29 protein-coding genes and 1 tRNA gene are annotated in these 26531 nt (G+C 61.0%); 15 read left to right on the top strand and 15 right to left on the bottom strand.

Going from position 1 to position 26531, the window contains the following annotated elements; genetic code table 11:
• Positions 1–466: 466 nt before the first annotated feature.
• Positions 467–1645 (top strand): tyrosine-type recombinase/integrase, encoded by a 1179-nt coding sequence (locus RLO07_RS05690; protein WP_462291163.1) that lies wholly within the window; start codon positions 467–469, stop codon positions 1643–1645.
• A gap of 68 nt (positions 1646–1713) precedes the next feature.
• Here RLO07_RS05690 and RLO07_RS05685 read toward each other — a convergent pair whose 3' ends face one another.
• Complete coding sequence (locus RLO07_RS05685) at positions 1714–2553, bottom strand: peroxidase-related enzyme (protein ID WP_462291162.1); 840 nt, start codon at positions 2551–2553, stop codon at positions 1714–1716.
• Positions 2547–3155 (bottom strand): RNA polymerase sigma factor, encoded by a 609-nt coding sequence (locus RLO07_RS05680; protein WP_462291161.1) that lies wholly within the window; start codon positions 3153–3155, stop codon positions 2547–2549. The genes RLO07_RS05685 and RLO07_RS05680 overlap by 7 nt, the downstream gene beginning before the upstream one ends.
• A 262-nt stretch (positions 3156–3417) precedes the next feature.
• Between RLO07_RS05680 and RLO07_RS05675 the strand changes: the two genes are divergently transcribed.
• From RLO07_RS05675 to RLO07_RS05665, 3 genes are all read left to right on the top strand, one after another.
• Positions 3418–3774: a hypothetical protein gene (locus RLO07_RS05675; protein ID WP_462291160.1), complete on the top strand. Its 357-nt coding sequence runs from the start codon at positions 3418–3420 to the stop codon at positions 3772–3774.
• Between the two features lie 133 nt (positions 3775–3907).
• Positions 3908–4345: a diguanylate cyclase domain-containing protein gene (locus RLO07_RS05670; RefSeq protein WP_462291159.1), complete on the top strand. Its 438-nt coding sequence runs from the start codon at positions 3908–3910 to the stop codon at positions 4343–4345.
• Positions 4346–4358: 13 nt separating this feature from the next.
• A complete protein-coding gene (locus RLO07_RS05665) occupies positions 4359–4601 on the top strand; it encodes a hypothetical protein (RefSeq protein ID WP_462291158.1) in 243 nt (80 codons plus the stop codon).
• On the opposite strand, the gene RLO07_RS05660 is transcribed toward RLO07_RS05665, so the two are convergent.
• Positions 4581–5471 carry a hypothetical protein gene (locus tag RLO07_RS05660; RefSeq protein WP_462291157.1) on the bottom strand — a complete coding sequence of 297 codons (891 nt, stop codon included), beginning with the start codon at positions 5469–5471 and terminating at the stop codon, positions 4581–4583. The genes RLO07_RS05665 and RLO07_RS05660 overlap by 21 nt on opposite strands.
• A gap of 56 nt (positions 5472–5527) precedes the next feature.
• Here RLO07_RS05660 and RLO07_RS05655 point away from each other — a divergent pair, with 56 nt between their 5' ends.
• Positions 5528–6010: a MarR family winged helix-turn-helix transcriptional regulator gene (locus RLO07_RS05655; RefSeq protein WP_462291156.1), complete on the top strand. Its 483-nt coding sequence runs from the start codon at positions 5528–5530 to the stop codon at positions 6008–6010.
• Between the two features lie 152 nt (positions 6011–6162).
• Here the strand turns inward: RLO07_RS05655 and RLO07_RS05650 are convergent, their stop codons facing one another.
• Both RLO07_RS05650 and RLO07_RS05645 read right to left on the bottom strand, forming a co-directional pair.
• Positions 6163–6561 carry a VOC family protein gene (locus RLO07_RS05650; RefSeq protein WP_462291155.1) on the bottom strand — a complete coding sequence of 133 codons (399 nt, stop codon included), beginning with the start codon at positions 6559–6561 and terminating at the stop codon, positions 6163–6165.
• Between the two features lie 37 nt (positions 6562–6598).
• A complete protein-coding gene (locus RLO07_RS05645; protein ID WP_462291154.1) occupies positions 6599–7411 on the bottom strand; it encodes an amidohydrolase family protein in 813 nt (270 codons plus the stop codon).
• A gap of 78 nt (positions 7412–7489) precedes the next feature.
• Here RLO07_RS05645 and RLO07_RS05640 point away from each other — a divergent pair, with 78 nt between their 5' ends.
• On the top strand, positions 7490–7945 hold the full coding sequence (locus RLO07_RS05640) for a MarR family winged helix-turn-helix transcriptional regulator (RefSeq protein ID WP_462291153.1): 456 nt from the start codon (positions 7490–7492) through the stop codon (positions 7943–7945).
• A 42-nt stretch (positions 7946–7987) separates the two neighbouring features.
• On the opposite strand, the gene RLO07_RS05635 is transcribed toward RLO07_RS05640, so the two are convergent.
• Positions 7988–9598 (bottom strand): bifunctional AfsR/SARP family transcriptional regulator/alpha/beta hydrolase, encoded by a 1611-nt coding sequence (locus tag RLO07_RS05635; RefSeq protein WP_462291152.1) that lies wholly within the window; start codon positions 9596–9598, stop codon positions 7988–7990.
• Positions 9599–9770: 172 nt separating this feature from the next.
• Here RLO07_RS05635 and RLO07_RS05630 point away from each other — a divergent pair, with 172 nt between their 5' ends.
• The 6 genes from RLO07_RS05630 (at position 9771) to RLO07_RS05605 (ending at position 14491) form a co-directional block, all read left to right on the top strand.
• Positions 9771–10877, top strand: a complete 1107-nt coding sequence (locus tag RLO07_RS05630) for an acyl-CoA dehydrogenase family protein (RefSeq protein WP_462291151.1) — start codon at positions 9771–9773, stop codon at positions 10875–10877.
• Between the two features lie 8 nt (positions 10878–10885).
• Entirely contained in the window at positions 10886–11347 is a 462-nt protein-coding gene (locus RLO07_RS05625; RefSeq protein WP_462291150.1) for a hypothetical protein, read from the top strand.
• 635 nt (positions 11348–11982) lie between these two features.
• Positions 11983–12399 (top strand): hypothetical protein, encoded by a 417-nt coding sequence (locus RLO07_RS05620; RefSeq protein WP_462291149.1) that lies wholly within the window; start codon positions 11983–11985, stop codon positions 12397–12399.
• Positions 12400–13481: 1082 nt separating this feature from the next.
• Positions 13482–13766, top strand: coding sequence for a hypothetical protein (locus RLO07_RS05615; RefSeq protein WP_462291148.1), 285 nt, complete (start codon positions 13482–13484; stop codon positions 13764–13766).
• Entirely contained in the window at positions 13744–14076 is a 333-nt protein-coding gene (locus RLO07_RS05610; protein ID WP_462291147.1) for a helix-turn-helix domain-containing protein, read from the top strand. The genes RLO07_RS05615 and RLO07_RS05610 overlap by 23 nt, the downstream gene beginning before the upstream one ends.
• Positions 14077–14353: 277 nt before the next feature.
• A complete protein-coding gene (locus RLO07_RS05605) occupies positions 14354–14491 on the top strand; it encodes a hypothetical protein (protein WP_462291146.1) in 138 nt (45 codons plus the stop codon).
• Positions 14492–14608: 117 nt separating this feature from the next.
• Here RLO07_RS05605 and RLO07_RS05600 read toward each other — a convergent pair.
• Both RLO07_RS05600 and RLO07_RS05595 read right to left on the bottom strand, forming a co-directional pair.
• Positions 14609–14698, bottom strand: a tRNA-Ser gene (locus RLO07_RS05600).
• Between the two features lie 191 nt (positions 14699–14889).
• A complete protein-coding gene (locus tag RLO07_RS05595; protein ID WP_462291145.1) occupies positions 14890–15372 on the bottom strand; it encodes an Lrp/AsnC family transcriptional regulator in 483 nt (160 codons plus the stop codon).
• 133 nt (positions 15373–15505) lie between these two features.
• Here RLO07_RS05595 and RLO07_RS05590 point away from each other — a divergent pair, with 133 nt between their 5' ends.
• On the top strand, positions 15506–16702 hold the full coding sequence (locus RLO07_RS05590; protein WP_462291144.1) for a PrnB family protein: 1197 nt from the start codon (positions 15506–15508) through the stop codon (positions 16700–16702).
• 20 nt (positions 16703–16722) lie between these two features.
• The gene (locus RLO07_RS05585; RefSeq protein ID WP_462291143.1) at positions 16723–17835 is read left to right on the top strand and encodes an aminotransferase class V-fold PLP-dependent enzyme; all 1113 of its coding nucleotides are present in this window, start codon (positions 16723–16725) and stop codon (positions 17833–17835) included.
• On the opposite strand, the gene RLO07_RS05580 is transcribed toward RLO07_RS05585, so the two are convergent.
• The 7 genes from RLO07_RS05580 to RLO07_RS05550 form a co-directional block, all read right to left on the bottom strand.
• On the bottom strand, positions 17816–20200 hold the full coding sequence (locus tag RLO07_RS05580) for a penicillin acylase family protein (RefSeq protein ID WP_462291142.1): 2385 nt from the start codon (positions 20198–20200) through the stop codon (positions 17816–17818). The genes RLO07_RS05585 and RLO07_RS05580 overlap by 20 nt on opposite strands.
• Positions 20201–20213: 13 nt before the next feature.
• A complete protein-coding gene (gene csrA, locus RLO07_RS05575) occupies positions 20214–20414 on the bottom strand; it encodes a carbon storage regulator CsrA (RefSeq protein ID WP_462291141.1) in 201 nt (66 codons plus the stop codon).
• Positions 20415–20525: 111 nt separating this feature from the next.
• Positions 20526–21767, bottom strand: a complete 1242-nt coding sequence (locus tag RLO07_RS05570; protein ID WP_462291140.1) for an aspartate kinase — start codon at positions 21765–21767, stop codon at positions 20526–20528.
• A gap of 1 nt (position 21768) precedes the next feature.
• Entirely contained in the window at positions 21769–24378 is a 2610-nt protein-coding gene (alaS, locus tag RLO07_RS05565) for an alanine--tRNA ligase (RefSeq protein ID WP_462291139.1), read from the bottom strand.
• On the bottom strand, positions 24375–24728 hold the full coding sequence (locus tag RLO07_RS05560; protein WP_462291138.1) for a histidine triad nucleotide-binding protein: 354 nt from the start codon (positions 24726–24728) through the stop codon (positions 24375–24377). The genes alaS and RLO07_RS05560 overlap by 4 nt, the downstream gene beginning before the upstream one ends.
• Before the next feature lie 3 nt (positions 24729–24731).
• Positions 24732–24917 carry a Trm112 family protein gene (locus RLO07_RS05555; RefSeq protein ID WP_304705571.1) on the bottom strand — a complete coding sequence of 62 codons (186 nt, stop codon included), beginning with the start codon at positions 24915–24917 and terminating at the stop codon, positions 24732–24734.
• 80 nt (positions 24918–24997) lie between these two features.
• On the bottom strand, positions 24998–25840 hold the full coding sequence (locus tag RLO07_RS05550; protein ID WP_462291137.1) for a M23 family metallopeptidase: 843 nt from the start codon (positions 25838–25840) through the stop codon (positions 24998–25000).
• 62 nt (positions 25841–25902) lie between these two features.
• Between RLO07_RS05550 and greB the strand changes: the two genes are divergently transcribed.
• A complete protein-coding gene (greB, locus tag RLO07_RS05545) occupies positions 25903–26424 on the top strand; it encodes a transcription elongation factor GreB (RefSeq protein ID WP_462291136.1) in 522 nt (173 codons plus the stop codon).
• Positions 26425–26531 lie beyond the last annotated feature (107 nt).

The following is a 26531-nucleotide window of genomic DNA, read 5'->3' as shown; positions in this document are numbered from 1 at the left end:
CTGCGCAACCATTCACCTTGTCTACGGGCGATCGCGCCGGGGACCCCGCTCCTACAAGGGTTACCCGAAAATGGTACCGACCCACTGTGGGTGGGCGGTGCGGCGTTCCGATGGCATCATCAACCGGGTTTAGTGAAAATCGGTCGATTCCCCGTCAATTGGGTAGAGCCGGGTTCTTAGAGGATTGCGTTGTTACTTCGAAAGTCGTCTAAAGACGCATAATGGCGGAGAGAGTCCATTTTTGGGGTGTCTCAAGACTTCTCAAACAACCTCATCACGTCTCTCACCCTATTGTTTTATAAGCATTTATTTCAATTTCAGCTGTTTCAGACTGTCGCTTGTCATCTCGCTCAACCACAATTATATTGGCGGGTAAATTGGCGGGTGTCGAGTATGGCGGAGACTTATGCCGAAGGTTGCGAGGGAGTTGTCTGCACTCGAAGTGAAGCGCATAGAGTGCCCCGGCATGCACGCAGTCGGCGGCGTCGCTGGCCTGTATCTTCAGGTTGTGCCCAGCGGAGGAAGAACCTGGATCCTGCGCTGCCTCATCGGCGGGAAACGTCGCGAAATGGGACTTGGCGGTTTTCCAAGTGTAACCCTGGCGCTGGCGAGAGAGAAAGCCAGGCATGCCAGGCAAACGATCGACGAAGGACGCGACCCTATAGTCGAGCGCGAAGCAGCCCGCGGCGCTCTCGCTGCCAAACGGGACGCGGTCATCACCTTCGAGAGAGCGGCTTTCCTCTTGATAGCATCCAAATCAGCCGAATGGAGCAATCCCAAACACCAATCGCAATGGCGCAATACCCTTGAAACCTATGCCTTTCCAGTAATCGGCCACCTGCTGGTACACGACATCGCCCTTTCTCACATCACGCAAATCCTCGAGCCCATCTGGACCGTCAAGAACGAAACTGCGAGTCGGCTCCGCGGACGCATTGAAGCCGTTCTCGACTGGGCAACGGTGCGGGGCTACCGGAACGGAGATAACCCCGCTCGTTGGCGAGGGCATCTGGATATGCTGCTGGCGAAGCCCAGCAAGGTTCGCAAGGTCAAACATCACGCTGCGATTCCCTGGGAGGAAATCGGACCGTTCATGGCGGAGCTGCGCTCCCGGGAAGGTACGGGAGCTCGCGCCCTGGAATTCGCAATCCTGACCGCAGCTCGTTCGGGTGAAGTCAGAAGTATGACCTGGGCTGAAGTAGATCTTGAGTCTGGCGTCTGGACCGTACCGCCGGATCACATGAAGGCTGGCAAGGAGCACCGGATTCCCTTGTCAGCCGACGCTATCGAATTACTGCGTTCCGCTGCCGGCGGTGGCACCACCGCCCCCAGTGCACTGGTCTTTCCGGGAGTCAAATCGGAATCAAAGCTGAGCGATATGACCTTCACTGCAGTACTGAAACGGCTGGGGCGGGCAGACATCACCGCGCACGGGTTTCGGTCAGCATTCCGGGATTGGGCCGGCGAAACAACAGCTTATCCCCGAGAGGTGATAGAGCATGCGCTTGCACACCAGCTAAGGGACAAGGCAGAGGCAGCCTATGCCAGAGGCACCTTGTTCAACAAGCGTCGCGATTTGATGGATGACTGGGCACTACAATGCCGTTGTGAAAATTATCATAAGCAAGCCGTTACCTTAACCTGAACCAGGCGGATTCGGACGATGTGCCTACCACCCTGGACCTAAAACTCCCACTTTGGCTATGCGTCCTGCTAGCTCGCAGCCTCCTCCAGTGGAATGTCCAGCGTATTGAGGAATCGGTTGAGCGAGGTGAACAGCTCCATGACAGCGAGTGCCTCGATGATTTCAAGGTCACTCGCACCGGTCCTGCGCGCGAGGTCAAGGGTATCGACAGAAGCCCCGTGGGGGTCGCTGTTTGCCTGCCGGGCGAGAACCAGCAATGCGCGCTCTTTTGGGGTGAAGTTCCCCGCCAGCGGATCTGCCAGCAGGCGCACTATTTCCTCTTGACCCATGCCGAGCGCGGCCAGATTTCTCGAATGATGCTCGACGCAGTATTCGCAGACATTGTCATGGGAGATGACGACGGCTATGGCCTCCTTGAGAGTCGCTGGCAGCGAGCCCTGAAGCATCACGCTTTTGACCCGCTCCCAGGTGGCGAAAAGTACAGCGGGGTGCCGCGCGTAAGCCCGGAACATGTTGGACACAGATCCCGTGGCCGTGCGGATGTCATTGAAGATCGCCTCGACCTCGTCACTGCCGCCATCTTCCCCGCGTCCGCCGGAGCCCTGCATCAGGCGCAGGCGCGGGCGAGGGCGTGCACGGCTGATGGATGCGCCACCTGGACCCATGCCTGCCGACACAGCGTCAACGCTGCCACTGCTGACATGAGCCAGCACGTTCTCGACCTCTTCAGGGCTTGCCTGCCGGTGCATGAACGGTATGGCGCGAATCAACTCCGACAGCTGCTGTACGAAGCGCCGGCAATTGTTGCACATCATCAAGTGCATTCTCATTGCCACACGTTCACGCCAAGGCAATTCACCCTCAAGGTAAAGGCTGGCCTTGTGGCTTACTTCACGACAGTTCAGCACTCTCCGGTCTCCTGATAGTGATTGACCAGTTTGAACAACTCGGCCCGTGCCCGGTGCAACAGTACCCTCGCATTGGATGCGGATATGTCCAGCGTGTTACAGATGTCATCGAATGACAGCTCATTACTGTCGCGCATCTCCAGGACCGCGCGTTGATTGCTCGACATACCTTGCAGCAGTCGTTCAAGGCAGTCCATCAGATCCACCCCCATCAACAGCCCCTCCGGCGAGTCCATGGACCAGGTGACAGGCGGCACTCTCCAGCGCCCATCCTCGCGAAAGCTGTCGTCAAGCGAACTGGCAGAGCCAAAATCCCCCGTTTGGTCCTCCAAGAATACCTCCCTCTTGCGCGAACGCAGCTGCATCCGAGCCTCGTTGATGACGATCCGGCTGAGCCAGGTCCTTATGGACGAGCGTCCTTCAAACCCGTCTATCGCACGATAGGCCTTCAACCAGGCGTTCTGGACCACCTCTTCCGCCTCGCTGGCCCCAACAAACGGTACAGCCAGGGCAATCAGGGCACGGTGGTGGTCGCGCACCAGGGAGGCAAAATACTTGTCGCCGGCAGCCTTCCCGGAGCCGTCACCACTATTGTTCCCCACTACCCGACCTCCCTGCATCACCCATTGGCCAAGGTCCAATAGACATCGCCCACGCCCTCCGGGTTCGTGAAACTGCAATGTAGCATCTGCGCACTTGACGCATCTATAGCCGCACAAGCATGGAATCGGGCGTGGATATGCGCAAGAGCACTCTCCCAAAGCTCCGGCCCAGAGGCTGGCTGACGGTGGGCTCGGTCCTCTGCCTGCTGGTGTTGCTGGCCCTGTTCAGCCACCAGACAGTTCAGCAAGCCGCGACAACGCCATGCACCTTACCGATGACGACCTCCCTTTGCTGACCAGCATCCAGCAGCTCAACGTGCAGTTGCTCAAGATTCAGGTCATCCTCTACAACTATTATCTCACTGCGGATAGCGCTCTGTTCGCGAAGCAGTTTTCCGTGGGGTTTGACGCGCTCTCAAGGAACCATGGGGCCATCGAAGAGGAGATTCCCGAAGCGCCGAGGTTGTCCTCAATAGGTTCCCTGATCGACTCATTACTCACTATTCCCACAAGCCTGGATGGGGTTATGCGGAGATCGCCTGTCGATTGGGACCAGTCTCGGAGTATCCTCGCTGAGATGGATCCGGTGATTCAGCAAATGGATGCGGACAGTCTGTAGCTCGGAAGTTGGATGGGCCAACGCATCACGACGGCATCCAGGGAATCATTGCGAAAAATTGAAACCACCCTGCTCCTGATTTCAGCGATGGGGCTTGCGTCGCTGCTGGCTGCCGCCATCATGCTATGGGTCAATGCACGCCGCCATGGCCGGCGAGGTCTTCCGTTTGACGGAAAGTCAGCTACTGCCAGGGAACCTGGTAGATCTCCTGTCCAGAGCAAAAGCGACTGGAAAATTTGTCACCCAGGATTACAGCCTGGCTGACCGCTACCTCCACATCGGCCTGCACTGGCTGGAAAGATCGCAAGAATATCACCTGTTCCTGGAGGACATCACCGAACGAAAACTGGCACTGCAAAAGCTGGAATACCTTGCTTTCCATGACGAGTTGACCTGGCTTCCCAACCGCGCCGTGTTTTACCGCGATCTGCATGAGCAAACGGCCACCGCAGCCGGTCTGGTACAGATTGCCCTCTTGAAAATCAATCACTTTCAGGAGGTGATCAACCGCGGCGCGCATAGTCTGGGGGACGTTCCGATGTGTTTACTGGCCGCTGTGCCGTGGCGGTAGCGGGCGTGGCGTGGTGTTGCAATTTGGCCGCGCCCTGGGAGAAACCATGGCGGTATTGATGGTGGCGGGCAATGTGGTGCGGTTGCCGGACTCCCTGTTTACGCCTGTGCGTACTCTGACCGCCAATATCGCGCTGGAAATGAGCTATGCCAGCGGCGATCACCGCGCGGCACCAGTTGAGAAGCATCACGGGGCACCACTCCCTTGCAACCTGCAGCATCAAACAGGCCAACGCTCATGTCACAGCTTCCTCTGATGACGATTTGCACTGGTCGCAATCGGAGCCAATGCGCCAGCGTTCGCCCCGCCCCCACCGGAGCAGGTCATATACATCGAACATGAGGCAGACGTATGTGAATGCCAGGAGGATCAGCACCCAGGTGAACAGGGCCGGATCTGTCCCCCAAGTAATCTGAGGTCCGGCCGACGAGCCGAGCAGGCGCAGTTCCAGGTACAGCACCAGCGGTATCCAGGGAATCAGATGCGCAACGCCGAGGAGGCGAGTCAGTCCGCGTTGAGTAACCATGAACGCAGCCAGTAGAGGACCAGCGGCCACCCAGGCCGCGAGCACGATCCGCGCGGCTTCCTCTTCCCAGAAAGCGATTCCCGCCAGAAACACTACATTCAGTGCGAACAGCCAGATTTTGACCCAGCGCGGAAGGCACCACCAGGAAGCCGTTATCGCTTGCAGCCGGGTATATTCGTAGGGCAGATGAAAATTGCGATTCTGCTGAGAAGCAAGACCAAGGGCCCACTTTTCCTCGGCGTGGCACCACAGCTGGGCGATGCCGATGATAGCCACGCCCACGGCAACGCAGAGGGTCGTGGCCGCCCCCCTGCCAGTGTTTACCAGATCCGTCGCAGACAAGAGCCACAGGGATGCCAGGAACCAGAGCAGGTCTCCGCTCGAGAAATAGTAAATTTCCAGATCTCGGATCCTCTGCCGCGCGGCGACCAGCAAGAGGTGCCCACTGTGCAGCAGCAGCGCCGCGCCAAGCCATTGCAATAGCGCAATCGGCATGGCACCTAAGAATTCGGCAACGCCCGGGGCCCAGACTATGAATAATGCGCCAAAGCCGGCGCACGTAACGGCATTCAGCCGGAACAGATAGCATACAGATGGCATTGAAAAAAACCTCAAATTAGTAAACTATGTTTACAGATTGCTATGGAGAAAGATATTTGTCAACAAAGTTAACAAATGATGCCGGTGGTATCGCCACAGAGGCTTCGCTTGGACAGGCTCTGATGACGGCAGACCAGTGGCTGTCATCCAGCCTGTTGCATCTGATGCGGGCCCGGGGCCACAAAGATCTTACGGGAGCTCACCTCGCGTTCTTCGCTTTCCTGGAGTGCGGTCTGACCCACGCCTCCGACGTCGCGAGGCGAATGGGAATCTCCCGGCAGGCGGTATACAAGGTAACGCGGGACCTGGAACGGATCGGCGTATTGCGCCTCGAAGAAGACCCGACAGACCGCCGCCAGAAACTCATCCTCATGACGGCCCGTGGCGACAGAGTAGCGCTGGACGCGCGTGCCAGCCTTGCAGAAATCGAGGCTCGGATTGAGGAGCGTATAGGACCGGTACGACTTGACCAGCTTCGTGGCGCGCTGGCGAGAGATTGGGGGGCCGTGTTGGGTCTTGAGGGGGACGAGCCGAGCTGATCTGCGTGTAGCGCGCCGAACTCCCGTCACACAATTGTATGGTCTTGCCACTCTGTTGCCGCGGGTCTTGTGCTCTAACCGGTTGACCCCTGGCTGCGCTGGCACATTACGGGGAGGACAAGATGATGTGAATGAGAAGCCCGACCAATTGTTCAACCTCTGCGCCCATCCACCCTCCACCCAGGAAAACGGCGATTCTCGCCCGCGAACATCAGGCAAACCTCATTTCCGGCGGGGTCTTGCAGGCGCGCTTCGCGCCAGCCCCAACGCTGATCCTGCGGTTCGCTGGAGAACACTATTCCCTGAGCTGCCAACTCCTGTACATGACGATCCAGCGCTGCCGCATTTTCATGATCAAAGTAGATTACCACCCCGGCCGCCGTGACTTCCTCTACTGCATGCAGTGACAGCGTCGCGCCACTCCCATCTGCGCTTTCGAACCTTGCATAGCGTGGTGGGGCATCGACAATCAGTATCAGGCCAAGGCTACTGTAGAAAGTCACTGACTCCGCGTAGTCGATACAGGGTATGGTCACCTGGTTTAGTACCACTGTCTTCACTCCTTGCTGGCTGATTCCAGCGGCAGACCTACAATTTGAAAACGCGCTTTGCCGTGTCACCAAGGAACGCGTCGATCACATCGGCATCCAGATCAAGCTCGTCAAGACCTGCCAGGCATTGCCGCGGCGACAGCATCGGCCAGTTGGTACCGAACATGACACGATCGCGTCCTGGGCCTTTCATGAAATCGACAAAGGCAGGCGGGTATCGCCGCGCGATGTAGGCGGAAGAATCGACGTAGAAATCCGGAAACTTGACTGCGAGGGAAACCAACTCGTCTATCCACGGGAAACCCACGTGACCACCAACAACCTTGAGTCCCGGAAACTCCAGCAGCACATCCTCCAGATAGGGGATCGGCCTGCCGGTTTCGGAGCGTTGCAGCGGCCCCGTATGGCCGATCTGTGTGCATAGCGGCACGCCCAACTCTGCGCATACAGCATAAATCGGGTAGTAACGTCGGTCATTCGGAGGCAGATCCCAAAGCCAGGGTACAATGCGCACGCCGACAAAACCGTGACCCTCTATCCACCGGCGTATTTCCTTCGCGGCTTCCCCGGGCTTTCTGATATCGGCGCTGGCAAGCCCCCGAAAACGTTCAGGTCCGGCATCGACCTGTCGGGCTACCTCTTCATTGGTTATCAGGGGGCCCTGTGGTCCGTACCACGCGGAGAGCAACGCGATGTCCATGTCAGCCGCGTCCATGGCCTCCATCGCTCCGTCGACGCCCGTCTTGAAATCCGAAGCACATTGCCGGGCCCAGCGATGCAGCGTCGCCAGCCAGGGTGCCTCCGCCATCCGATCCGTAAGTATTTGCGCCCACACATCCACTTTTGTCATGCCCGTAGTCACTCCACAAGAGGTTTTGCTGGAACCTACTTAAGGACTTAAGTATATTTATCAATCAATTAAATGCAAATGAAGCAGACCATGTCCGCGCATGAATCTCGACTCTATTTTCAGCTACAGCGAACGGCAGCTCTGCTCAAGCAGGTGGCGGACAACCGACTGTTGAGCGCCGCTGGAATAACGACCGCCCAGGCGGCCGTCCTCAACCTGGTGGCGGTGGGAGGCGCAGTGCGGCAAAACAAACTCGCCGAGTCTCTCAACCAGAAGGAATCAGCGGTCACGCAGATGGTCGCCAAGCTAGGGGAGCGCGGATTGATTTCCCGGCAGCGCGCAAGCTTTGATGGCCGTGGCTGGGAGGTGACGCTTACAGATGCAGGCCGCTCGGCGGTAAAGAAGGCGGCGGCCGCCTTTGAAGGTGTCAATACCCACTTGGACGAGCTGCTGAGCGATACCGATCAAAAGCTATTCGTCGATATGCTCATGGCTATACGAAAAGGGCTATCGGGCGCGTACCTCGAGCAGTAGGTCGAAGCAGTGTCTGCACTGAGACCCTCCGCAAGAGTATTGTTAAGAATTCGCTTTGGCTTTCGCGCTGGCCACGCCATTCAGGTCATCGCGGATGAGCGCCAGGACCCGGTCCGGTTCCTCGGTCCAGAACCAGTGGTCCCGTCCACCAAGAGGGGTCAACCTTGCATTCGGCAGTCCTTGCGCAAGATACTCGGCAGCTTCAAAGCGTACCACGCGATCCTCGATCTTGTGCAGAATATGCGTTGGACAGTGAATATCGGCTAACCGTGGTCGTACGTCAATATCGCGAATGGAGTGCAAGATTTTGCGAACTTCACCGGGTGAGGAAGATACGCGCATGGTCTTCGCCCACCAGTTGATCACTGCGGGATCACGGGCCTGGGACGGTGCAAATTCGCCGATACTCACCCCGCGCCCCCAAGAACGAAGCAATTGCACTTGCCATACGTCGAATTGCTGCGGTGTCAGCGCCGGCCGGTAACTGGGATCCTGAGTCCATTTAGCCGCGGTACCGTATAGAATCAATCGCTCGGCAAGCTTCGGATAGCGTGCCACGAATTCTATGGCGGCGGCACCGCCCTCGGAAAAACCGAACAGCGCCACCCGCTCAAGGTTGAGGACGGTAACGAGACAATAAATGTCATCGGCGATGTCGCCAGGGGTCGGCGCCTCGGCCACCCGATCCGACATGCCGCAGCCGCGCTTGTCAAACAAGACCAGTCGCACCTGTGTCGCCAACTGGTTGAGAAAATAGGCTAGTTCCGGGTTTTCCCACATCTGCTCCAGATGGGACATGAAGCCGTTGACCACAACAAGAGTAACGGGCCCGGCCCCTAATATCTGATAGGCTATGAACACCGACCCGGACTGCTGGTAGCGGGTTTGCGGTGGCGGCAGCTCACAGTCCCCAGGTGCAGGTATTGGCAAACCCGTGCGCATGCTGGCCACCAGTTCGGTCAGTGCAGACGATGGTGCAACTCCCAGTTCTTCGTACAAGCTCGCCTTGTATCTCTCGAACACCTGCTCTGCCTGCCGGGGCTCGTTACGTTGGAGGTGCAGTTCGATCAGTTGCTGATGCGCGCCTTCATCAAGCCTGTCCAGACGCTGCCAGCGTCCCAGCAACGACAGCGCGATCTCGATATTACCGTGTGCCCGATAAGCCGCCACCTGCCTGGCCAGTAAATGAACCCTGCACCTGGCGACCATTTCGCGCATGGCGTAATGCCAATCTGCCATCACCTTGCAGTCGTCAAATACCATGCCCTCCAGGAATTCTCCAGAACAGAGAGTCTCGACCTCTGCTAGCGCGGCGGCTGCCACGGCTTCGTCATTGCCATCGGCGAGTCGCTGCAAACGGATCAGGTCACTGCAAGCGGACACTGCCTTATCAATGCCCAGGTTGTCACGATGACCAACCAGTGCATCGTCACCCAGGCATTTCTTGAGTTCGTATACGGCGTGGCGCAACAGCTTGCGGGCGTCCTTTGCATCCGGCCACAGCAGCAATGCCAGCCGAGTCCGGGCGTGAAGGCGTGGCTCAGTAACCAGATAGGCAAGCAGCGAGAGAGTCTTGCGGCGCCTGGGCGTCACCTCGCTGCCGTCGCGGACTATTCTTGGCGCCCCCAGGAGCTTAATACAAAGATCCGGCATTGCCGCTGCTCCCATCTCTCTTCAATAGAATTGGCTGACAAGTCTACGGAGAGCTGTTCCACCCCACAAGCAAGGATCGTTGACCGCGGCCGGCCCCCGTGAGACGTTTCTGAGACGCCGACCTGCCATGCTGGCCGCAACACTTTTGCCGAACGCCAGAAGGAGAGATGAAATGCTTGAACCCCTTGGAAGCGAAGTGTCGACCTGGTGCGAGAATAACGTATCCCTGGATATCGCCGGTCAGCTGGATCAGGGACAGTCACCACTTCCGCTCTATAAAGCCATGACCGAAAAAGGCTGGCTCGATTACGCCGACATTCGCGAAGACCCCGACAACCTTTACCGTCTCGCCGAAGTCTGCAAGATCACCAACAGTTATTCGGGCGTCCTGGGCAACATGATCAGCGTTAACGCGGCCTGCGCGATTATGCTGGGGAGCTGTGGCGGGGCCGAGCACCAACAACTGGCGAGCGATATCCTCGCAGGCGGCAAGCTGGCGGCCTTTGCCTTGACTGAACCCCAGGCCGGCACCGATGTGAGGGGCCTAGAGACGGAGGCGTATCTGGCCGGTGACCACTGGGAGGTATCTGGCGAGAAGTACCTGACGACGGGCGCCAAGGTTGCCGACGTCCTGCTGGTGGTTGCGCGCACGAACTCGCAAGCACCGATGAACCGGGGCACCTCCCTGCTCGCCATCCCCCGTGACGCATCCGGCCTAAACATCAAATCGCTCCCAAAGATGGCAGCCAACGGCTACGCCAGCTGCCACGTAGTCCTTGATCGGGTTGCCGTCCCCGAGGACGCAGTTGTTGGTGACCCCAACGCGGCTTGGGGTACCCTGGCCCTGGGCGGAGCGCTAGAGCGAATCCTGGTTGCCGCGTGCTGCGTGGGTCTGAGCCGGACTATCGGTGAGTACCTTTACAACTATACTCAGGAGCGGCAGGTAGGTAACCAGCCCCTTTATCAGTTGACTAACATAAGCCACCAAATCGTTGATATAGCCATTCAGGTGCGAGCTGCAGACGCACTGGTCAACCAGGCAATCGCCGCCTTTCTGGGCGGCGGCAACCCCACCAATGCGGTGGCTGCGGCCAAGGTATTCGCCACACGTATGCAGCAGGACGTCAGCATGGCCGCCATGCAGGTGATGGGCGGACGGGCCTATCTTCAAGCCTTTCCCGTTGAGCGCTGGATGCGCGAAGGTTTGCTCGCGCTGTGGGCCGGCGGTACCAATGAGCTGCAAAAAAACCTGATGGCGCGCAGTCCTTTTGCCGCATAGCGTTGACTGTGAAATCTTTGCTGACCCTAACCTTGATTTTCGGGATCGCAGGCTGTGACACGCTCCGGGGATTCACTCGCACCGTACACCTTGACCATTACCCTTCTGCTGACTGTATTGTTGCTGCGGCGGAAGCAGTCGATGGAATATCGAACGTCAGCTATTCCAGAGAACAGGCGGGAAGAGCCGTAATGTTCGAGGGCATTCAGCCAGCGGGCGTAGTCCATCGGTATCGCTACACCTACAGGAATCTGGAAAACAACTTTTATTTTCTCGAGTCCCATGGCGATAAAATTGAATTCCGTCACGGCTATGCCGGCTTGAGCTACGACCCACCACAGAAAGATGTCGAGATGATTTATCGAGTTGTTATTGAATTGGAGCGAGAACTCGAGAAGCGCTGCAACATCGACGGACTGGCTTCCCGAGTCGAGGAATATTGTAATGGGGTGCGATATATATGCGATTGATGATTCTGGCTGTGTGCTCTGTATTCCTGGCAGGCTGTGCCAATGTGGCGGCTTTAGTGGGGTGCGGGGCGGAGGGAATATCCAGCCCGGCACCAAAGTCAGTCATGACATTCACAGCCTCAATGCGAATCAAGGCTGACAGCCGCGCCTTCACGGAATCCACAAATATCGTATGTGACCCCATTGCAAACACCTGCTTGGGCGGCAGCTGGTATACCCGATGGGATATGAAGCCCGCGAAGCCACAGACGCTCACAATCAAGGTAGGGGATGGTCGTGAGCTCTTCATCAACGTGCCCAATTGCGACGGGCTATCACGATCGGAGGGTCGCGGAGCATACTACTACAGCTATTGGGAGAGGCCGGTAATAGTCTCGGGCAGCGATCACAGCCAACTTCATATACATTCAGAGCGTATGGAAGCCATCTTGGAGGAGCATGGTATCGACGAATTAGGGCTCGAAGTTTCTCGTGTCGAATAGAATGTGTCTGTAGGACTATTCACCTCCGGACAAGCAGCATTGCTGCACGACGGTCGTGACCCCGCTACAGGCTGCCAGCGGCAAGGGAATAAGTTAAATTGTGGCAGAGAATTATTGTGTATTCGGGTTTTGGCTGAGGAAAGTCCTTAAATTATGGCAGAGAGTCATTGTGCATTGTCGGTCTGGCTGAAGAAGCTCCTCATATGCGCTTGTATCGCTTCAAGCTTAGCTGCCCCAGAAATCTTCGCGAGCAATGGAGGTTTTCCCGAGTGGCTCGCCGGTGAACCAGATGTCAATAGAAGGGCTGCTAGATGCGGAGTCTACGCCTGGTTCTTTGAGGAAGCCGACATTCAGACTGCGGGTCAGGCCAGCACAGATAGTCTGGCTTCAATGCGTGTAATCAATATTGCCAACAAGCTCGTCGATTATCATCTGGCCAGTCCTGCTAACGGTTATAGCGCTAACATCCGCTTCCTAGTGTTTGGCCGGGATCGTGGCCCGTTTCATTTTGACTTTAAAATTGGCAGCACAGAACTTGACCGAATAATCAACGATGGAAACTGTGATTAAAGACGTGGTTCATTCAGGTGAAATCAACCTCGAAATCGGCCGGTTGCGGTTGATCAAGAGTCAGGTAATAGTACTCGTGTGCCTGCTTCTGGGAGGCTGCAGTATGCTGAATATACTCCGCGGGCCAGACGATTTTTGCCGGAGCATCTTGGCGGGCTATCGGTACGACTTTGACCGTACAATTGCACGGGAGTCTCGACAGGAGCCACCAAGCGGTGCGATGACCAGTGCCTACTCACCGGAGTTGTGGAACCGGTATTGGAATGACCGCATACACCAGATGTGGGAAATCGGACCTGACAATTGTGACGGAACCTACCAGGGGCCTCCAGGACCAGAAGTTCTGGAGTATGCCATTGAACAACGTCGACTTGCCGGCCTTCCCGAGATTCGCTTAGATGAAAGAAATGTTGGCAAAAGCCTGTAGAGCGACTATCGCAGCTCTGTTTAAACCGCCCATCATCATTGTCATTAATGGGCAAGATCAACAGTGAGGCGCCCCCGAAAACCGAGATGGAAGATCATCTATACAGTGCGCACTCTAGAAGCACGAAATCGACGTTTATTTACCAGCTTATTACCGAGTGACGGACGCTGCGCCCGCTGAGCTACAACGTATCCGAAGAGCGCGCTGCTGACGAGTCCTCTGTCACAGCCAGAAGGCACTGTTGCAGTACCGGGACGGAATTCGAACGGCGATCTTGACCGAATCCCCAATGAGCCTCTTACCTGAGGCAGCGGGAAACTGGCGCAGCGCTGTTTCCCCACGGACGACTCGCAGGCGGGGCCTGGCGAGCGCGTCGGAGACGACGGGGATGGTTTGAGTAAAGCACCGACCAGGGTCGATGGCTTGGAGAATGGACTGTCGACCCTGGGGTCGGTGCGCCGGTGGCAGTCCTGGGCGCACGGGCCCGTTGTGACCGAACGGTCGAGGGCGAGCACCCTCTGTGCCACTGATCCGCAGTGGCCACGGGTAATTCTGTCTACGGTGGGTATTCTAGGAACCCGTCACGCGCTTGTCCTGCCGAAAATGGGTCTCGGGGCGGCATGCTTTCTGGGCTCGGAGCCATCGTCGGGATTACTTGTCCGACGATGACTTCTTGGCCCTGCAGAATACGTTGATGGACAACCCCCAAGCGGGCCCGGTCATTCAGGGCACAGCGGGATTGCGCAAGCTCCGCTGGAGCGATCCGGGTCGTGGCAAGGGCAAGCGCGGCGGTGTACGCATCATCTATTACTGGTTCAGCGAGGGCGCGCAGTTCTGGTTGTTCACGATCTATGGCAAGGATGTCGCGGACGATTTGACAAGCCAGCAGAAGTTGGTATTGAAGGAGATGCTGAGATATGAAAAAGCGCAACGTATTTGACGAACTGGTGCAGGGCTTCGATGACCTGAAGGCGGAGCGTGAAGGCAAGATCACCCTGAAGTCGACCACGGTCGAAGTCCCTCAGCCGATTACCATCAGCGCGGGCCAGATCACGGCGCTGCGCGAGCGCCTCAACTATTCTCAGGGGGTGTTTGCGGCGCTGCTGCGCACCAATGTCAGCACCCTGCGTAACTGGGAACAGGATCGCGCCAAACCCAATGCCCAGGCCGCGCTGCTGCTGAAACTGGTGGAGTCGGCGCCGGAGGAAATTCTGGGGAAGATATCCGCACTGGGGGAGACGAGGCCTTAGCGCGCGTCGGTACTATCGCAAAACAGAAACCTGGTCAGCGCGCGGCGGGATTTGTGGTTACACTGTAACCACTTAACCGCGGTTAAGTTGATGGCTATATTCTGGATTTTGGCCCGTCTATACAGGAGTATTCTGGACGCCAATACGCCGGGAATGACGACGCTGACCAAGCTACTGAGTATCAAGCCGCAATCGCTGCGCCGCCAGCCAGGCCGGCTCCCATGCTAAACTGGTGGCTGGGCAACACGGACCATCTTCCAGACTCGAGGAACCGACCATGCAAACACACAGCGCCAAGCAAGAGGCCCTGGAGGCCATTCAGCGCCTGCCCGACACGGCGGACATGGAAGAGATCATGTACCGGCTGAGGGTGCTGACCCATTGTGGATGGGATGGCATTATCAACAGGGTTTAGTGAATATCGGTGTATCCCCCCTTTAGTGGGGAGAGCCACAGAGCCTTAGATTTTTGCCGGGTAGGTTGGTGGGTATTTGAAATATTGCGTTGTAACTTATTGATTTTAAAGGGAAAATGGCGGAGAGAGAGGGATTCGAACCCTCGATAGGTTTTACCCTATACGCCCTTAGCAGGGGCGCGCCTTCAGCCACTCGGCCACCTCTCCAAAACTTTTTACGGGGTTCGGGGCGCGCGTTACTCGTCGCTGCGCTCCTCGCCCTGCGAGTCGCCGTCGTTCCTCCGGCGCTCCCTGCGCTGGCTTCGCCAGCTCCGGGTCAGCCACTCGGCTGCCTCTTCAGAAGGCGCGCATGATACCACAATGACTGCAAAATCAAAGGCCCGCCTTGGCAATCGAGCTTACCGGCGGGCTGCATCCGGCAGCGGCACCATGCTCCGGGACAGCACCTGCTTGAGCACGATGCGGGTATCGATGTTCGCCACCTGGGGAATGCTCGCGAGGCTCTCCTTGACGAAACGCTCGTAGTGGGCGAGATCCTGCACGGCGACCCGCAGCAGGTAGTCGTGGCCGCCGGTCAGCACGGAGCATTCGGTGACCTCGGGCAGTTCCCGCACGGCGGCCTCGAAGCGGTTGGCGTTGTCCAGGCTGTTGCGCTCCAGTTGCACGAAGATCAGTGCCGAAATTCCCAGGCCGAGGGCCGCGTGATCCAGGCGCACGGTGTAGCCCTGGATGATGCCACTGTCTTCCAGGCGCCGCAGCCGGCGCAGGCAGGGGGTGGGGGTGAGATGCACACGCTCTGCCAGCTCGGCGTTGCTGATACGGGCGTTCTCGGCCAGGGCCTGGAGAATGGCGCGATCCGTTCGATCAGTGATTGTTGACATAAACACCTATCAATACCGTTGTATCGACTAGATTATGCCAAACATTGGTAAATTGGCAGCGGTTTTTGGCAGGTTTGATCCCTCTATCACTGCTACCATTCTGTTTTCCACACCCCGCAGGACCAAGCCGACCATGCGCACTCCCCTGACCCAGGCCTTCGACGCCTGGATACGCAACGATTTCCGGGCCATGAATACCGAGCTGGAGACCCTCTACTTCGCCCAGGAGCAGCGGGACAATGTCACCGGTGTCGGCGACGGCATCAAGCAGCAGCTGGTGGCCGAGGGGCGCGACTTCATTGTCGCGCTGCTGCGGGAGGGCAATACAGACGAGGGCTTCGACCACGGTTTCGACCTGCTGGGGGACGTCGGCTTCTACATGGCGGCCTGCCGCCGCCACGGCATCACCGACCCGGCCCGGGAGCAGCGCTCGCCGCTGACCGAGGCCTCCGCCCTGGCGATGCAGCTGGGCGCGTCTCTGGGAGCGGTGCCCCGCTTCGCCTCCAGCCACCTGGAGACTCACAACCGCGCCGTCAACGGCGTCTACAAGTCCTTCACCAGCCTCGCGGACGAACGCCTGTTCCTGGACTACAACACCCGCGGCGTACTGGCCTACATCCGTGCAGCAGAGGCGCTGTCGCATATCCTGCCGCTGGGGGTATCGCACCCGGTCAGCCTGGACCTGCTGCAGGCCGCGCGCAGCGCGCTGGAGGATGTGGCACGCTCCAACGCGGCCCTGTTCGAGGCGCTGGATATCGACCGATTTTTCTACTGCGTTCGTCCGTACTACAAGCCGCACCGGGTGGGTCTGCGCGAATACCGGGGCGCGAATGCGGGGGACTTTGCCGGTATCAACGTGATCGACCTGCTGCTGGGCCTGTGCCGGGCCGACGATCCCTATTATTCGCAACTGCTGGTTGACAAGTTCCTGTTCATGCGCCCTGAGGACCAGCTGCTGCTGCGCGACTGCATGCGCCGTCGCAGCCTGCTGGACAGCTTTCTTGAGGACCTCGATGCGCACGCCGGCGAGCCCTGGTTCCAGGACAACGCCAGTGCCTTTCTCGACGTCTGCACCATGCATGGCGAAGTCGCCCTGCAGCACCACGAACAACTGGTGGAGAAGTTCATTGCCCGACCCGCGGAGCAGGCGGGTCTGCAGGACCAGGCCGACCTCAGCGCCAGCGGGCCGCCACTGCCGGTGCTGCTGAAGGGACTGAGGACACTGTGCGACTTGAGAGCCGCCGCCGACCGGGATGACATACCGAGCCGTCACGCCGACCTGCAGCGATTGCGCGTCGCCCTGGCGCAGCACCCGGCGGCAACACCGTGAAGCAGACGCCGGAGCCCCCCATGTTTCAGGAACACTTTGCCCCCTGCCCCGATATCTACCTGCTGAACCACTCGGTGGGACGCATGCCACTCGGCACCGAGGCCAACCTGCGCGAGCACTTCCTGGATCCCTGGGAAAACGGTGACCCGGAGCCCTGGCCCCGGTGGCTGGAAGCGATCGCGCGCTTCCAGGCCGTGCTGGGCAGAATATTCAACAGTGCAGCGGAGAATTTCTGCCCCCAGACCAATATCAGCAGTGCCCTGGGCAAGGTCATCGGCAGCCTGCCAGCACGCTCGGGGCGCAATGTCATTCTCTACTGCGAGCACGATTTTCCCTCGGTGGGCTTTGTGCTGCAGCAGGCGGCGCGCCTGGGCTACCGGACCCGGATGATCCCGGCGCAGGAGGATGCGCAACAACTCGCAACCTGGGAGTCGGCGCTGACGCCGGACGTACACTGCGTACTGCTGACCCACGCCCACTTCAACTCCGGCAAGCTGATTCCCGTCGCTGACATCACCCGACTCACCCGGGCCCGGGAGATTTTCAGTGTTGTCGACATCGCGCAATCGGCCGGGGTGGTCCCGATCGACCTGCGCACCTGGCAGGCGGATGTGGTGCTGGGTTCCTGTGTAAAGTGGCTGTGCGGTGGCCCCGGGGCGGGCTTCCTGTGGCTGGAACCGGAGACCGCTGCCGACCTGAAACCGCTGGATGTCGGCTGGTTCTCACACAGCGCGCCGTTCGAGTTCGACATAAACCACTTCGACTACGCCGAGGGCAGCGCCCGGTTCTGGGGCGGAACACCGTCGATACTGCCCTACGTCGTAGCCAGCCACAGCCTCGAACTGGTGGGTCGCATCGGTGTGGAGACTGTCAGGCAGCACAACATGGGGCTGACCCGGAAGATCGTGAGCAGGGTGGACCCCGCCTGTCTGAGGGCACCCGCCGACCCCGACCTGCGCGGGGGCACCCTGGTGCTGGCGCTGCCCGACCAGGAGTCCGTAGTCGCCCGCCTCCGTGAGGCCGGGGTGCGCTTCGATGTCCGCCCCCTGGGATTGCGGCTGTCGCCGCATATCTACAATACGGCGGAGGAGATTGATACGGTGGTGGCGTGCCTCAGCGGCGGGGGGCAATAAGTTCGAACCTGGACTGTGCGTCCGCTTCCACCGCCGCGCGCTCGAACAGGGCCGGGCGCCACTGCTTGTTGCGGTAGAGGTCGGTCTGGTCGCTGAAATGCGGCGAGTCGGGGTTGCCGGACTGGCTGTAGGTGAGCAGGGCCTCGGCGACGGGGCCGTCATCATCAAAAGCCAGGGCGAGGATGAAGCTGCTGCCATGGATGATGGGGTAGCCCGCATCGGTCAGCAGTGAACTGCCATCCACTGGCGTGGGCTCCAGCAGGGCGATGGGATGGTCGGGAATGTCCGATACCATCAGGTTGGCGACGCCCTCGTAGCGGTTGCCCCCATGGATGGGAATTCGGCGCTCGCCACGGTAGGCAAACTGGGCTGCCCCCAGCGGCGCATCCAGGGCATAACCCGCGGACTCAAGCAGAGCAGCTGCCTGTGCAAGTTTTTGCAGTGCCAACGCCGGATCGGCCAGGGTATGGGGCGTGGCGACGGGCTGCGCCGGGTCGAAGGGAACCGCGAACAGGTCGCCGGCGCGCATGCCATCTTCATAGGGATAGGCCGCCAGCCACTCCCGGAACAGCACTGCTCCCCTGCTGCCTTCGTCGAAGTGGCCATTGAATCCTGTAATGGCGGCACAGGCCGCGGCCAGTTCCTCGACCTCGGCGCAGGCCGCCGCGAGCGCGGGCTGCAGCAGCCCGGCGGCCAGACTCTCGTTGCCGAACAGGGCCTGCTGGATCCGCGGAATATCAAATTCGCCCGCCTCGATCAGCTTGACGTTCATGCGGGTGCGCAGGCTGCGGGCGGTGGCCTCGGGGCCATACAGGGGTGAATGGCCGCGCAGGGGCGCCCGGGCATTGCTGAGCCAGTAGCTGTCGTTGGCATTGAAGACATAGTCCGTCCGCTCCAGCATGGGCCGGCGCTCGAACGGTACAGTGCCGGCAATGGGGGCGCCGCTGTTGTTCTGCCACTCGAAGCGGCTGTCGCTGCCATCCAGCAGTACCAAGCCGCGCTCCTCGTATACCTGTGCCGTCAGTTCATCCTCGGCCAAACGCTGGCGCCAGAGAGCGATGGCTTCCTCGCTCAAGTGACCAACGGTGGAATTGTCGAGATACAGCGCCCGGCCGTCGGCGCTGGCGGCGATGGTGTTGACCCAGGGCATGGCATTCCACTGTCGGTGCGCATCAATGAAGGCATCCATGTCCTGCGCCTGGTTCATCGCCCGCCACTGGCCCAGCAGGCTGTAGTTGCCGGCGTTGGCGTCGCGGGCAGTGAAGGCTGTGCTCTCGGTCCAGGGCATGCCGGGCAGGGTCAGGACCGGGCCGTAGTGGCTGAAATACAGGCTGTGGTCCTGGCTGGCGAGGCTGCCGTCATCCTGCCTGACGGGAACGGACACCTGCACCTGGCGCAGGACACGTTCGCCGCCATCATAGTAGTAATGGGTGGGCTTTCCCGGCACCAGCTGCAGTTCGTAATAGACCACGCGCTGGCTGGCCGAGACAGTATGGCTCCAGCCCACGTTGCGGGTGAAGCCGATGGCAACACCGGGAGCCCCCAGCAAGTGCACGCCGTAGACATCCAGCACCCCGGGAATCGTCAGGTGCTTTTCCCAGAAGCGGTTGTCACCATACCAGGGGTAGTGGGGGTTGCCGAGCAGCAGACCGCGCCCGTTGGCAGTGCGGGCCTTGCCAAAGGCCCAGGCATTGGACCCCATGCCGTCCAGGGCGGCAGCGTCCGCGGCTCGCGCCAGACGCTGTTCCTCCGCCGCGGTAGCGACCGCCGCGGTGTCGACCGGCGGCCGATGCCGCGGCGGCCGATGCCGCGGCGGCTGTGCAGCGACAATCGCGCCCGCCATCCGCGGCAGGGTCTGGGCCACCAGCACCATGCGCGCCATCAGGTCGAGGTCGGTGATGGCCTGCAGCCACTCCGCACCGTCACACCAGGAGCCGACACGGTTGCCCTGTACCGAGGAAAGATAGCGATTGTAGCCATCGGCATAGCCGCGCAGCCAATCGAGGGAGTCGCGATCCTGCTGGCGCAGCGCGGACAGTGCCTGGTTGCGAATATCCAGGGCCCGGACGACGGCGTCACTGGCGATGTGCCTGTCGTCCTCCCCGGCGCCAAAGTGGCGGGCGAGGTCCCCGCGGGCTTCGAGCAGAGAGTGGGAGATATTGCAGACGTGGTCTTCAGCGGCGGCGTAACCTTCACCGTAACCGAGGCTGCCGAAATCATCCGCGGTGACATGGGCAACACCGAAACTGGTGCGAATGATCTCTGCGCGGTATTTGGAACCGGCGATCCCGGATTCGGTGGAGGGTTCACAACCCGCCAGGGCGAGCAGACAGACGCCGCTGACAAGGACGGAAAACAGACGCATTGTGTTCAGGGACTCAGTGGCCCGACTCTCCCTCAGGTGGTGGGGGCTCTTCTCCGCCCTGGATGCGATTATAGATTTCCTCGCGGTGCACGGCGACATCCTTGGGTGCATTGACGCCGATGCGCACCTGATTTCCCTTCACGCCCAGCACAGTGATGGTGATGTCATCACCGACCATGAGGGATTCACCTACTCTGCGAGTCAATATAAGCATCGGTCCTTGCCTCCTGTTGTCCGGCCAGCTTGAGCCGAACAGCGCCTGCCTTGCGCCCGGGTCTCTGATAGTTTTAGTTCAGATCTGTAAAAACGCAACCGCGCCAAAGACTCAGGCAGCGCTTTCGTCCGCGGGTTCCCTGTCCAGGCCAAAAGAGGAGTGCAGCGCCCGCACCGCCAGTTCCATGAACTTTTCCTCGATAATAACCGAAATCTTGATTTCCGAGGTCGTGATCATCTGGATATTGATGCCCACCTCCGCCAGCGCCTGGAACATCTGGCTCGCCACCCCGGCGTGGGAGCGCATGCCTACGCCGACCACTGAGACCTTGGCGATCTTGCTGTCGGCGCGGACTTCGCGGGCATTGAGCTCGGTGGCGATCTTTTCCAGCAGCTCGCGGGCCCGGGACAGGTCCGCGCGACCGACCGTAAAGGTGAGGTCGGTGCTGTTGTCCTCGGCCACGTTCTGCACAATGACATCCACTTCGATATTGGCCTCGCCAACGGGGCCGAGAATGCGGTAGGCGACGCCAGGCATATCGGGGATGCCGAGAACGGTGAGCTTGGCTTCATCGCGGTTGAAGGCGATGCCCGCTATGGTCGGGGTTTCCATCTGTGACGCATCCTCCAGGGTAATCAGGGTGCCGGGGCCTTCCTCGAAACTGTGCAGCACCCGCAGGGGCACATGATACTTGCCGGCAAATTCCACCGCCCGGATCTGCAGCACCTTGGATCCCATGCTGGCCATTTCCAGCATTTCCTCGAAGGTAATCCGGTCCAGGCGCCGGGCGCCATCGACGACCCGGGGATCGGTGGTGTAGACGCCGTCGACGTCGGTGTAGATCTGGCATTCGTCGGCTTTCAGGGCCGCCGCCAGCGCCACCGCGGTGGTGTCGGAGCCGCCCCGGCCCAGGGTGGTGATGTTGCCGTTCTCGTCCACGCCCTGGAAGCCGGCGACCACCAGCACCTTGCCGGCGTCCAGGTCCGCGTGCAGGCGAAGGTTGTCGATCTCGCGGATGCGGGCCTTGGTGTGGGCGTCGTCGGTGAGAATCCGCACCTGGCTGCCGGTGTAGGATTTCGCGGCAATGCCGCGCTTGCCCAGCGCCATGCTCAGCAGCGCGGTGGTCACCTGCTCGCCGGTGGCGAGCAGCACATCCAGTTCCCGTGGCAGCGGCTGCTCCTGGATTGCCTGGGCCAGGCCCAGCAGGCGGTTGGTCTCGCCGCTCATCGCGGACACCACCACCACCAGCTGATGCCCCTCGGCATGAAAGCGGGCCACCTTATCGGCGACCTGCTCAATGCGCTCAATACTGCCGACGGAGGTGCCACCGAACTTCTGGACGATCAGGCTCATGTCAGGCGGGCTGGCCCAGTGCTGCCGCCACCCAGTCCGGCACCGCCTGCAAGGCAGCCTCCAGCCCGGCGACATCGCTGCCACCACCCTGGGCCATGTCCGGGCGGCCGCCGCCCTTGCCGCCGAGGCGGCCGGCAAATTCGCGCATCAGGTCACCGGCTTTCACCCGGTCGGTCAGGTCCTTGCTGACCCCGGCCACCAGGGCCACCTTGTCGCCATCGACCGCCGCCAGCAGCAACACGCTGCTGCCCAGCTTGTTGCGGCACTGGTCGAGGGTGTCGCGCAGGGATCTGGCATCGGCCCCGTCGACGGTCGCCGCCAGCACTTTCACTCCGGCGACTTCGACCGCGCTGGCAGTGAGGTCACCGCCGGCGGCGGTCGCCAGTTTCTGCTTCAGTCGCGCCAGCTCTTTTTCCAGCTCCCGGTTCTCCGCGCGCAGGGCGCCGACCCGGGCAGCGGCGGTCTCGCGGCTGGCCTTGACCACCTCGCACACCGCATCCAGCTGGGCTTCGGTGTGGGCGATGGCCTCCAGGGCGCCGGCGCCGGTGACCGCCTCGATGCGGCGCACGCCGGCGGCAATGCCGGATTCGGAGACGATCCGGAACAGGCCGATATCGCCGGTGCGGTCGACGTGGGTGCCGCCACAGAGTTCCACCGAGTAGTCGTCCTCACCCATGCTGAGGACGCGCACTTCCTCGCCGTACTTCTCCCCGAACAGGGCCATGGCGCCGGCGGCGATGGCATCGTCCATGGTCATCAGGCGGGTGGTCACCGGGGTATTGGCGCGAATCTGCGCGTTGACCTGGCGCTCGATCTCCGCCAGCTCCGCCGCGGTCACCGCCTCGAAATGGGAAAAATCGAAGCGCAGGCGTTCGGAGTCCACCAGCGAGCCCTTCTGGGTCACGTGCTCGCCGAGAATGCGGCGCAGGGCCGCATGCATCAGGTGGGTGGCGGAGTGGTTGAGGCGAGTACGCTGGCGCACGCTGGCGTCAACCGATGCCTGCAGCCGATCGCCCACCCGCACCATCCCTTCCAATACCTTGACGTGGTGCAGGTGCTGGCTCTGGACCTTGCTGGTATCCCCGACCTCCAGGCGCAGGCCCGGCGCCTGCAGATAGCCACTGTCGCCGACCTGGCCACCGGACTCGGCGTAGAACGGGGTGCGGTCGAGCACCACCACGCCCTGCTGGTCAGCGCTGAGTGCCTCCACTTCGGCGCCATCGCAGAGCAGCGCGGTGACGGTACCTTCCCCTTGCAGGCTGTCATAGCCGGTGAATTCGGTACTGCCTTCCAGGGTCAGGACGGCGTTGTAGTCCACCCGGAAGCTGCCGCTCTCCTGGGAGCGACTGCGCTGGGCCGCCATGGCGGCCTCGTAGCCCGCCATGTCCAGTGCCAGCCCGCGCTCGCGGGCGATATCGTTGGTGAGATCGACCGGGAAGCCGTAGGTGTCGTAGAGCTTGAACACGACCTCGCCGGGGATTTCCGTGCCGTCGATCGCCGCCAGCGCGTCCTGCAGGATCTGCAGGCCGTTGTCCAGGGTCTTGGCGAACTGCTCTTCTTCCGCCAGCAGGGCTTTTCCCACTTGCGGCCGCAGCTTTACCAGCTCCGGGTAGGCCTCGCCCATCTCCGCCGCCAGGGTCGCCACCAGCTGGTGGAAGAACGGGGCGCTGGCACCCAGCTTGTTGCCGTGGCGGATGGCGCGGCGGATGATGCGGCGCAGCACATAACCCCGGCCCTCGTTGCCGGGCAGCACGCCATCGACAATCAGGAAGGCACAGGAGCGGATATGGTCCGCGATCACCCGCAGGGAATTGTGTTCCAGGTCGTCCACCTTGAGCAGCTCTGCGGCCGCCCGGATCAGGGCCTGGAACAGGTCGATCTCGTAATTGCTGTGCACGCCCTGCATCACCGCGGCAATGCGCTCCAGGCCCATGCCGGTGTCGACCGAGGGCTTGGGCAGGGGCTGCAGCTCGCCGCTGGCGTCGCGGTTGAACTGCATGAACACCAGGTTCCAGATCTCGATGTAGCGGTCGAGGTCATCGCCTTCGCTGCCGGGAGGACCACCGGGCACGTGCGGGCCGTGGTCATAGAAGATTTCCGAGCAGGGACCGCAGGGGCCGGTGTCGCCCATCTGCCAGAAGTTGTCCTCGTCCAGGCGCGAGAAGCGTTCGGCGCTGACGCCCATCTCCTTGAGCCAGATGTCCGCGGCCTCGTCATCGGAGACATGCACCGTCACCCACAGCCGCTCCGCCGGCAGGCCCAGGGTTTCGGTGAGAAAGCTCCAGGCGAACTGGATCGCCTCGCGCTTGAAGTAGTCGCCGAAACTGAAGTTGCCCAGCATCTCGAAAAACGTGTGGTGACGGGCGGTGTAGCCAACGTTTTCCAGGTCATTGTGCTTGCCGCCGGCGCGGACGCAGCGCTGGCTGCTGGCCGCGCGCACATAGGGGCGAGGGTCGGTGCCGAGGAAGGTGTCCTTGAACTGGTTCATCCCCGCGTTGGTGAACAGCAGGGTGGGATCATTGCCCGGCACCAGCGAACTGCTGGGTACCCGGGTGTGTCCCTGGCTCTCGAAATAGGCCAGGAAAGCTTCGCGCAGGTCACCTGTCTTCATTTGAATCCTGCCATCTGTCCTTCAGCAAAACCGAGGCCCGCGAGAATGTGCAGGTGCAGGTGGAATACGGTCTGGCCGGCGCCGGCACCGTTGTTGACGATCAGGCGGAAAGCGTCGGCCACGCCCAGCTGCTCCGCGACCCTGCCCGCGGCCAGCATGAGATGCCCCAGCAGGGCCTGGTCCTCCGCCTGGGCGTCCACCAGCCGCGCGATGCCCCGCTTCGGAATCACCAGCACATGCACCGGGGCCTGGGGATTGATGTCGTTGATGGCGACGCAGTGCTCGTCCTCGTAGAGGAACTCGGCGGGAATCTCGCCGCTGACAATCTTGCCAAATATGGTATCCGTCATGCCTTACCCCAGTTTCTCGTCCGCAGTCAGCTGCCGTGCCTCGCTTTCCAGCATCACCGGAATACCGTCGCGCACCGGATACGCCAGGCCGCTGGCCTTGCAGATCAGCTCTTGCTTGTCCTTGTCGTATTCCAGCGGCGCCTTGGTCACCGGGCACACCAGGATACTCAGCAGTTTGTCGTCGATCATGGCAGGTCCTGAGGGTTTTGAAGGGGCTGCATTATACGGATTTTTGCCGGCCGGAACATGCCGGCCTCAGCAGGCTGCCCTCAAGAACCCGCAGCCGCCGCCGGCTGCGGCATGGGCGGCACCAGGAACTGGGGATCGATACGCTCGTTGCGCCAGGCCATGCGCCAGTCCAGGTGCGGACCGGTGGCGCGGCCGGTGGCGCCCACCTCGCCGATGATGTCCCCGGTCTGTACCTCGTCACCTACCGCCACCCGCACCTTGCTCAGGTGCAGGAAGGAGGATGACAGGCGGTAGCCGTGGTCGAGGATGATGGTGCCGCCGGAGTAGAACAGGTCCGGCTCCGCCAGCGTCACCACCCCGGCAGCGGGAGCGCGCACGATGGTGCCGGTGGGCACCGCGACGTCGACGCCGTAGTGCGGATTGCCGGGAGTGCCGTTGTAGACCCGCTGGCTGCCGTAGACCCCCGATATGCGCCCCTCCACCGGCCAGTGGAAACCCGCCAGCGCAGCCCCCAGCAGGTCGGGGCGGGGCAGGTGGCGCGCCTTGGCGGCGGCGACCAGCTGGCGCTCACGGGCGATCCGTTCCAGCACTTCCGGCGGCGGGGTCACCGTCTGTTGCGGCACTCCCTCGACCCGCTGGATATTGTAGTCGCGGCTGGCCACGGTCAGCTGCTGCCTGCAGTCACCCACCACCAGCTCCGCCGTGCGCGCGGCATCGCGGCCGAAGCCGGCGATGAAGGTCCCGTCCGCCAGTACGTCCAGCGCCTGGCCATCGAGGCTGACCGCCGCAGCGGGGGCTGCCCGGCCCCAGACCAGCCCGCCCTGCTGCAGCTGCCCCTGCAGGTCCACGCACGCGGCAGTCGCCTGCAGGGACAGTCCAGCCATGGCGACCCCGGCGAACAGTGATTTCAGCGTCTTCGTCATTTTGCCTCCCGGGTAGCAATGCCGGCTAGTGTACTGAATCGGGCGCCGCTAGAATACGCGCCATGAGCAGATACCGTCCTCCCCGTGGCCGCGGCTCGGCCTACATCACTCCCGAAGGGGAGCGCGCCCTGCGGCAGGAGTTGCACCAGCTGTGGAAGGTGGAGCGGCCGCAGGTCACCGACGTGGTGCACGAGGCCGCCAAGAACGGCGACCGCTCGGAAAACGGCGACTACATCTACGGCAAGCGCCGCCTGCGGGAAATCGATTCGCGGGTCCGCTTCCTCAGCAAGCGGCTGGAGGAACTGACGGTGGTGGACCGGGCCCCGGCGGATACCGGCAAAGTCTTCTTCGGGGCCTGGGTGACGCTGGAGGACGATGACGGCAACGAGCGCTGTTACCGCATCGTCGGCCCGGACGAATTCGACCTCGCCGCGGGCAAGCTGAGCATGGATTCACCGCTGGCGCGCGCCCTGCTGGGCAAGCGCCTCGACGATGAGGTGACGGTGCAAAGCCCGTCAGGGAAACAGAGCTATTACATTACTGCGATACGTTATCGCCCGCCGGGTCAGCAAACAGCGCCATGAGGCGCCAACTAGTAGACGTTGAGGACTCTTTTTAATGTCCTTGATGTCCACTTGTTTCCGGTCTATCCTGAGTCGTCATCAGAGCCACCGAGATGCAACTCTCACGT

It is taken from the genome of Haliea sp. (assembly GCF_040221975.1).
Classification (GTDB): domain Bacteria; phylum Pseudomonadota; class Gammaproteobacteria; order Pseudomonadales; family Halieaceae; genus Haliea.
The sequence above is the reverse complement of the archived record's forward strand: the minus strand, read 5'-3'. Positions and strand labels throughout refer to the sequence as shown.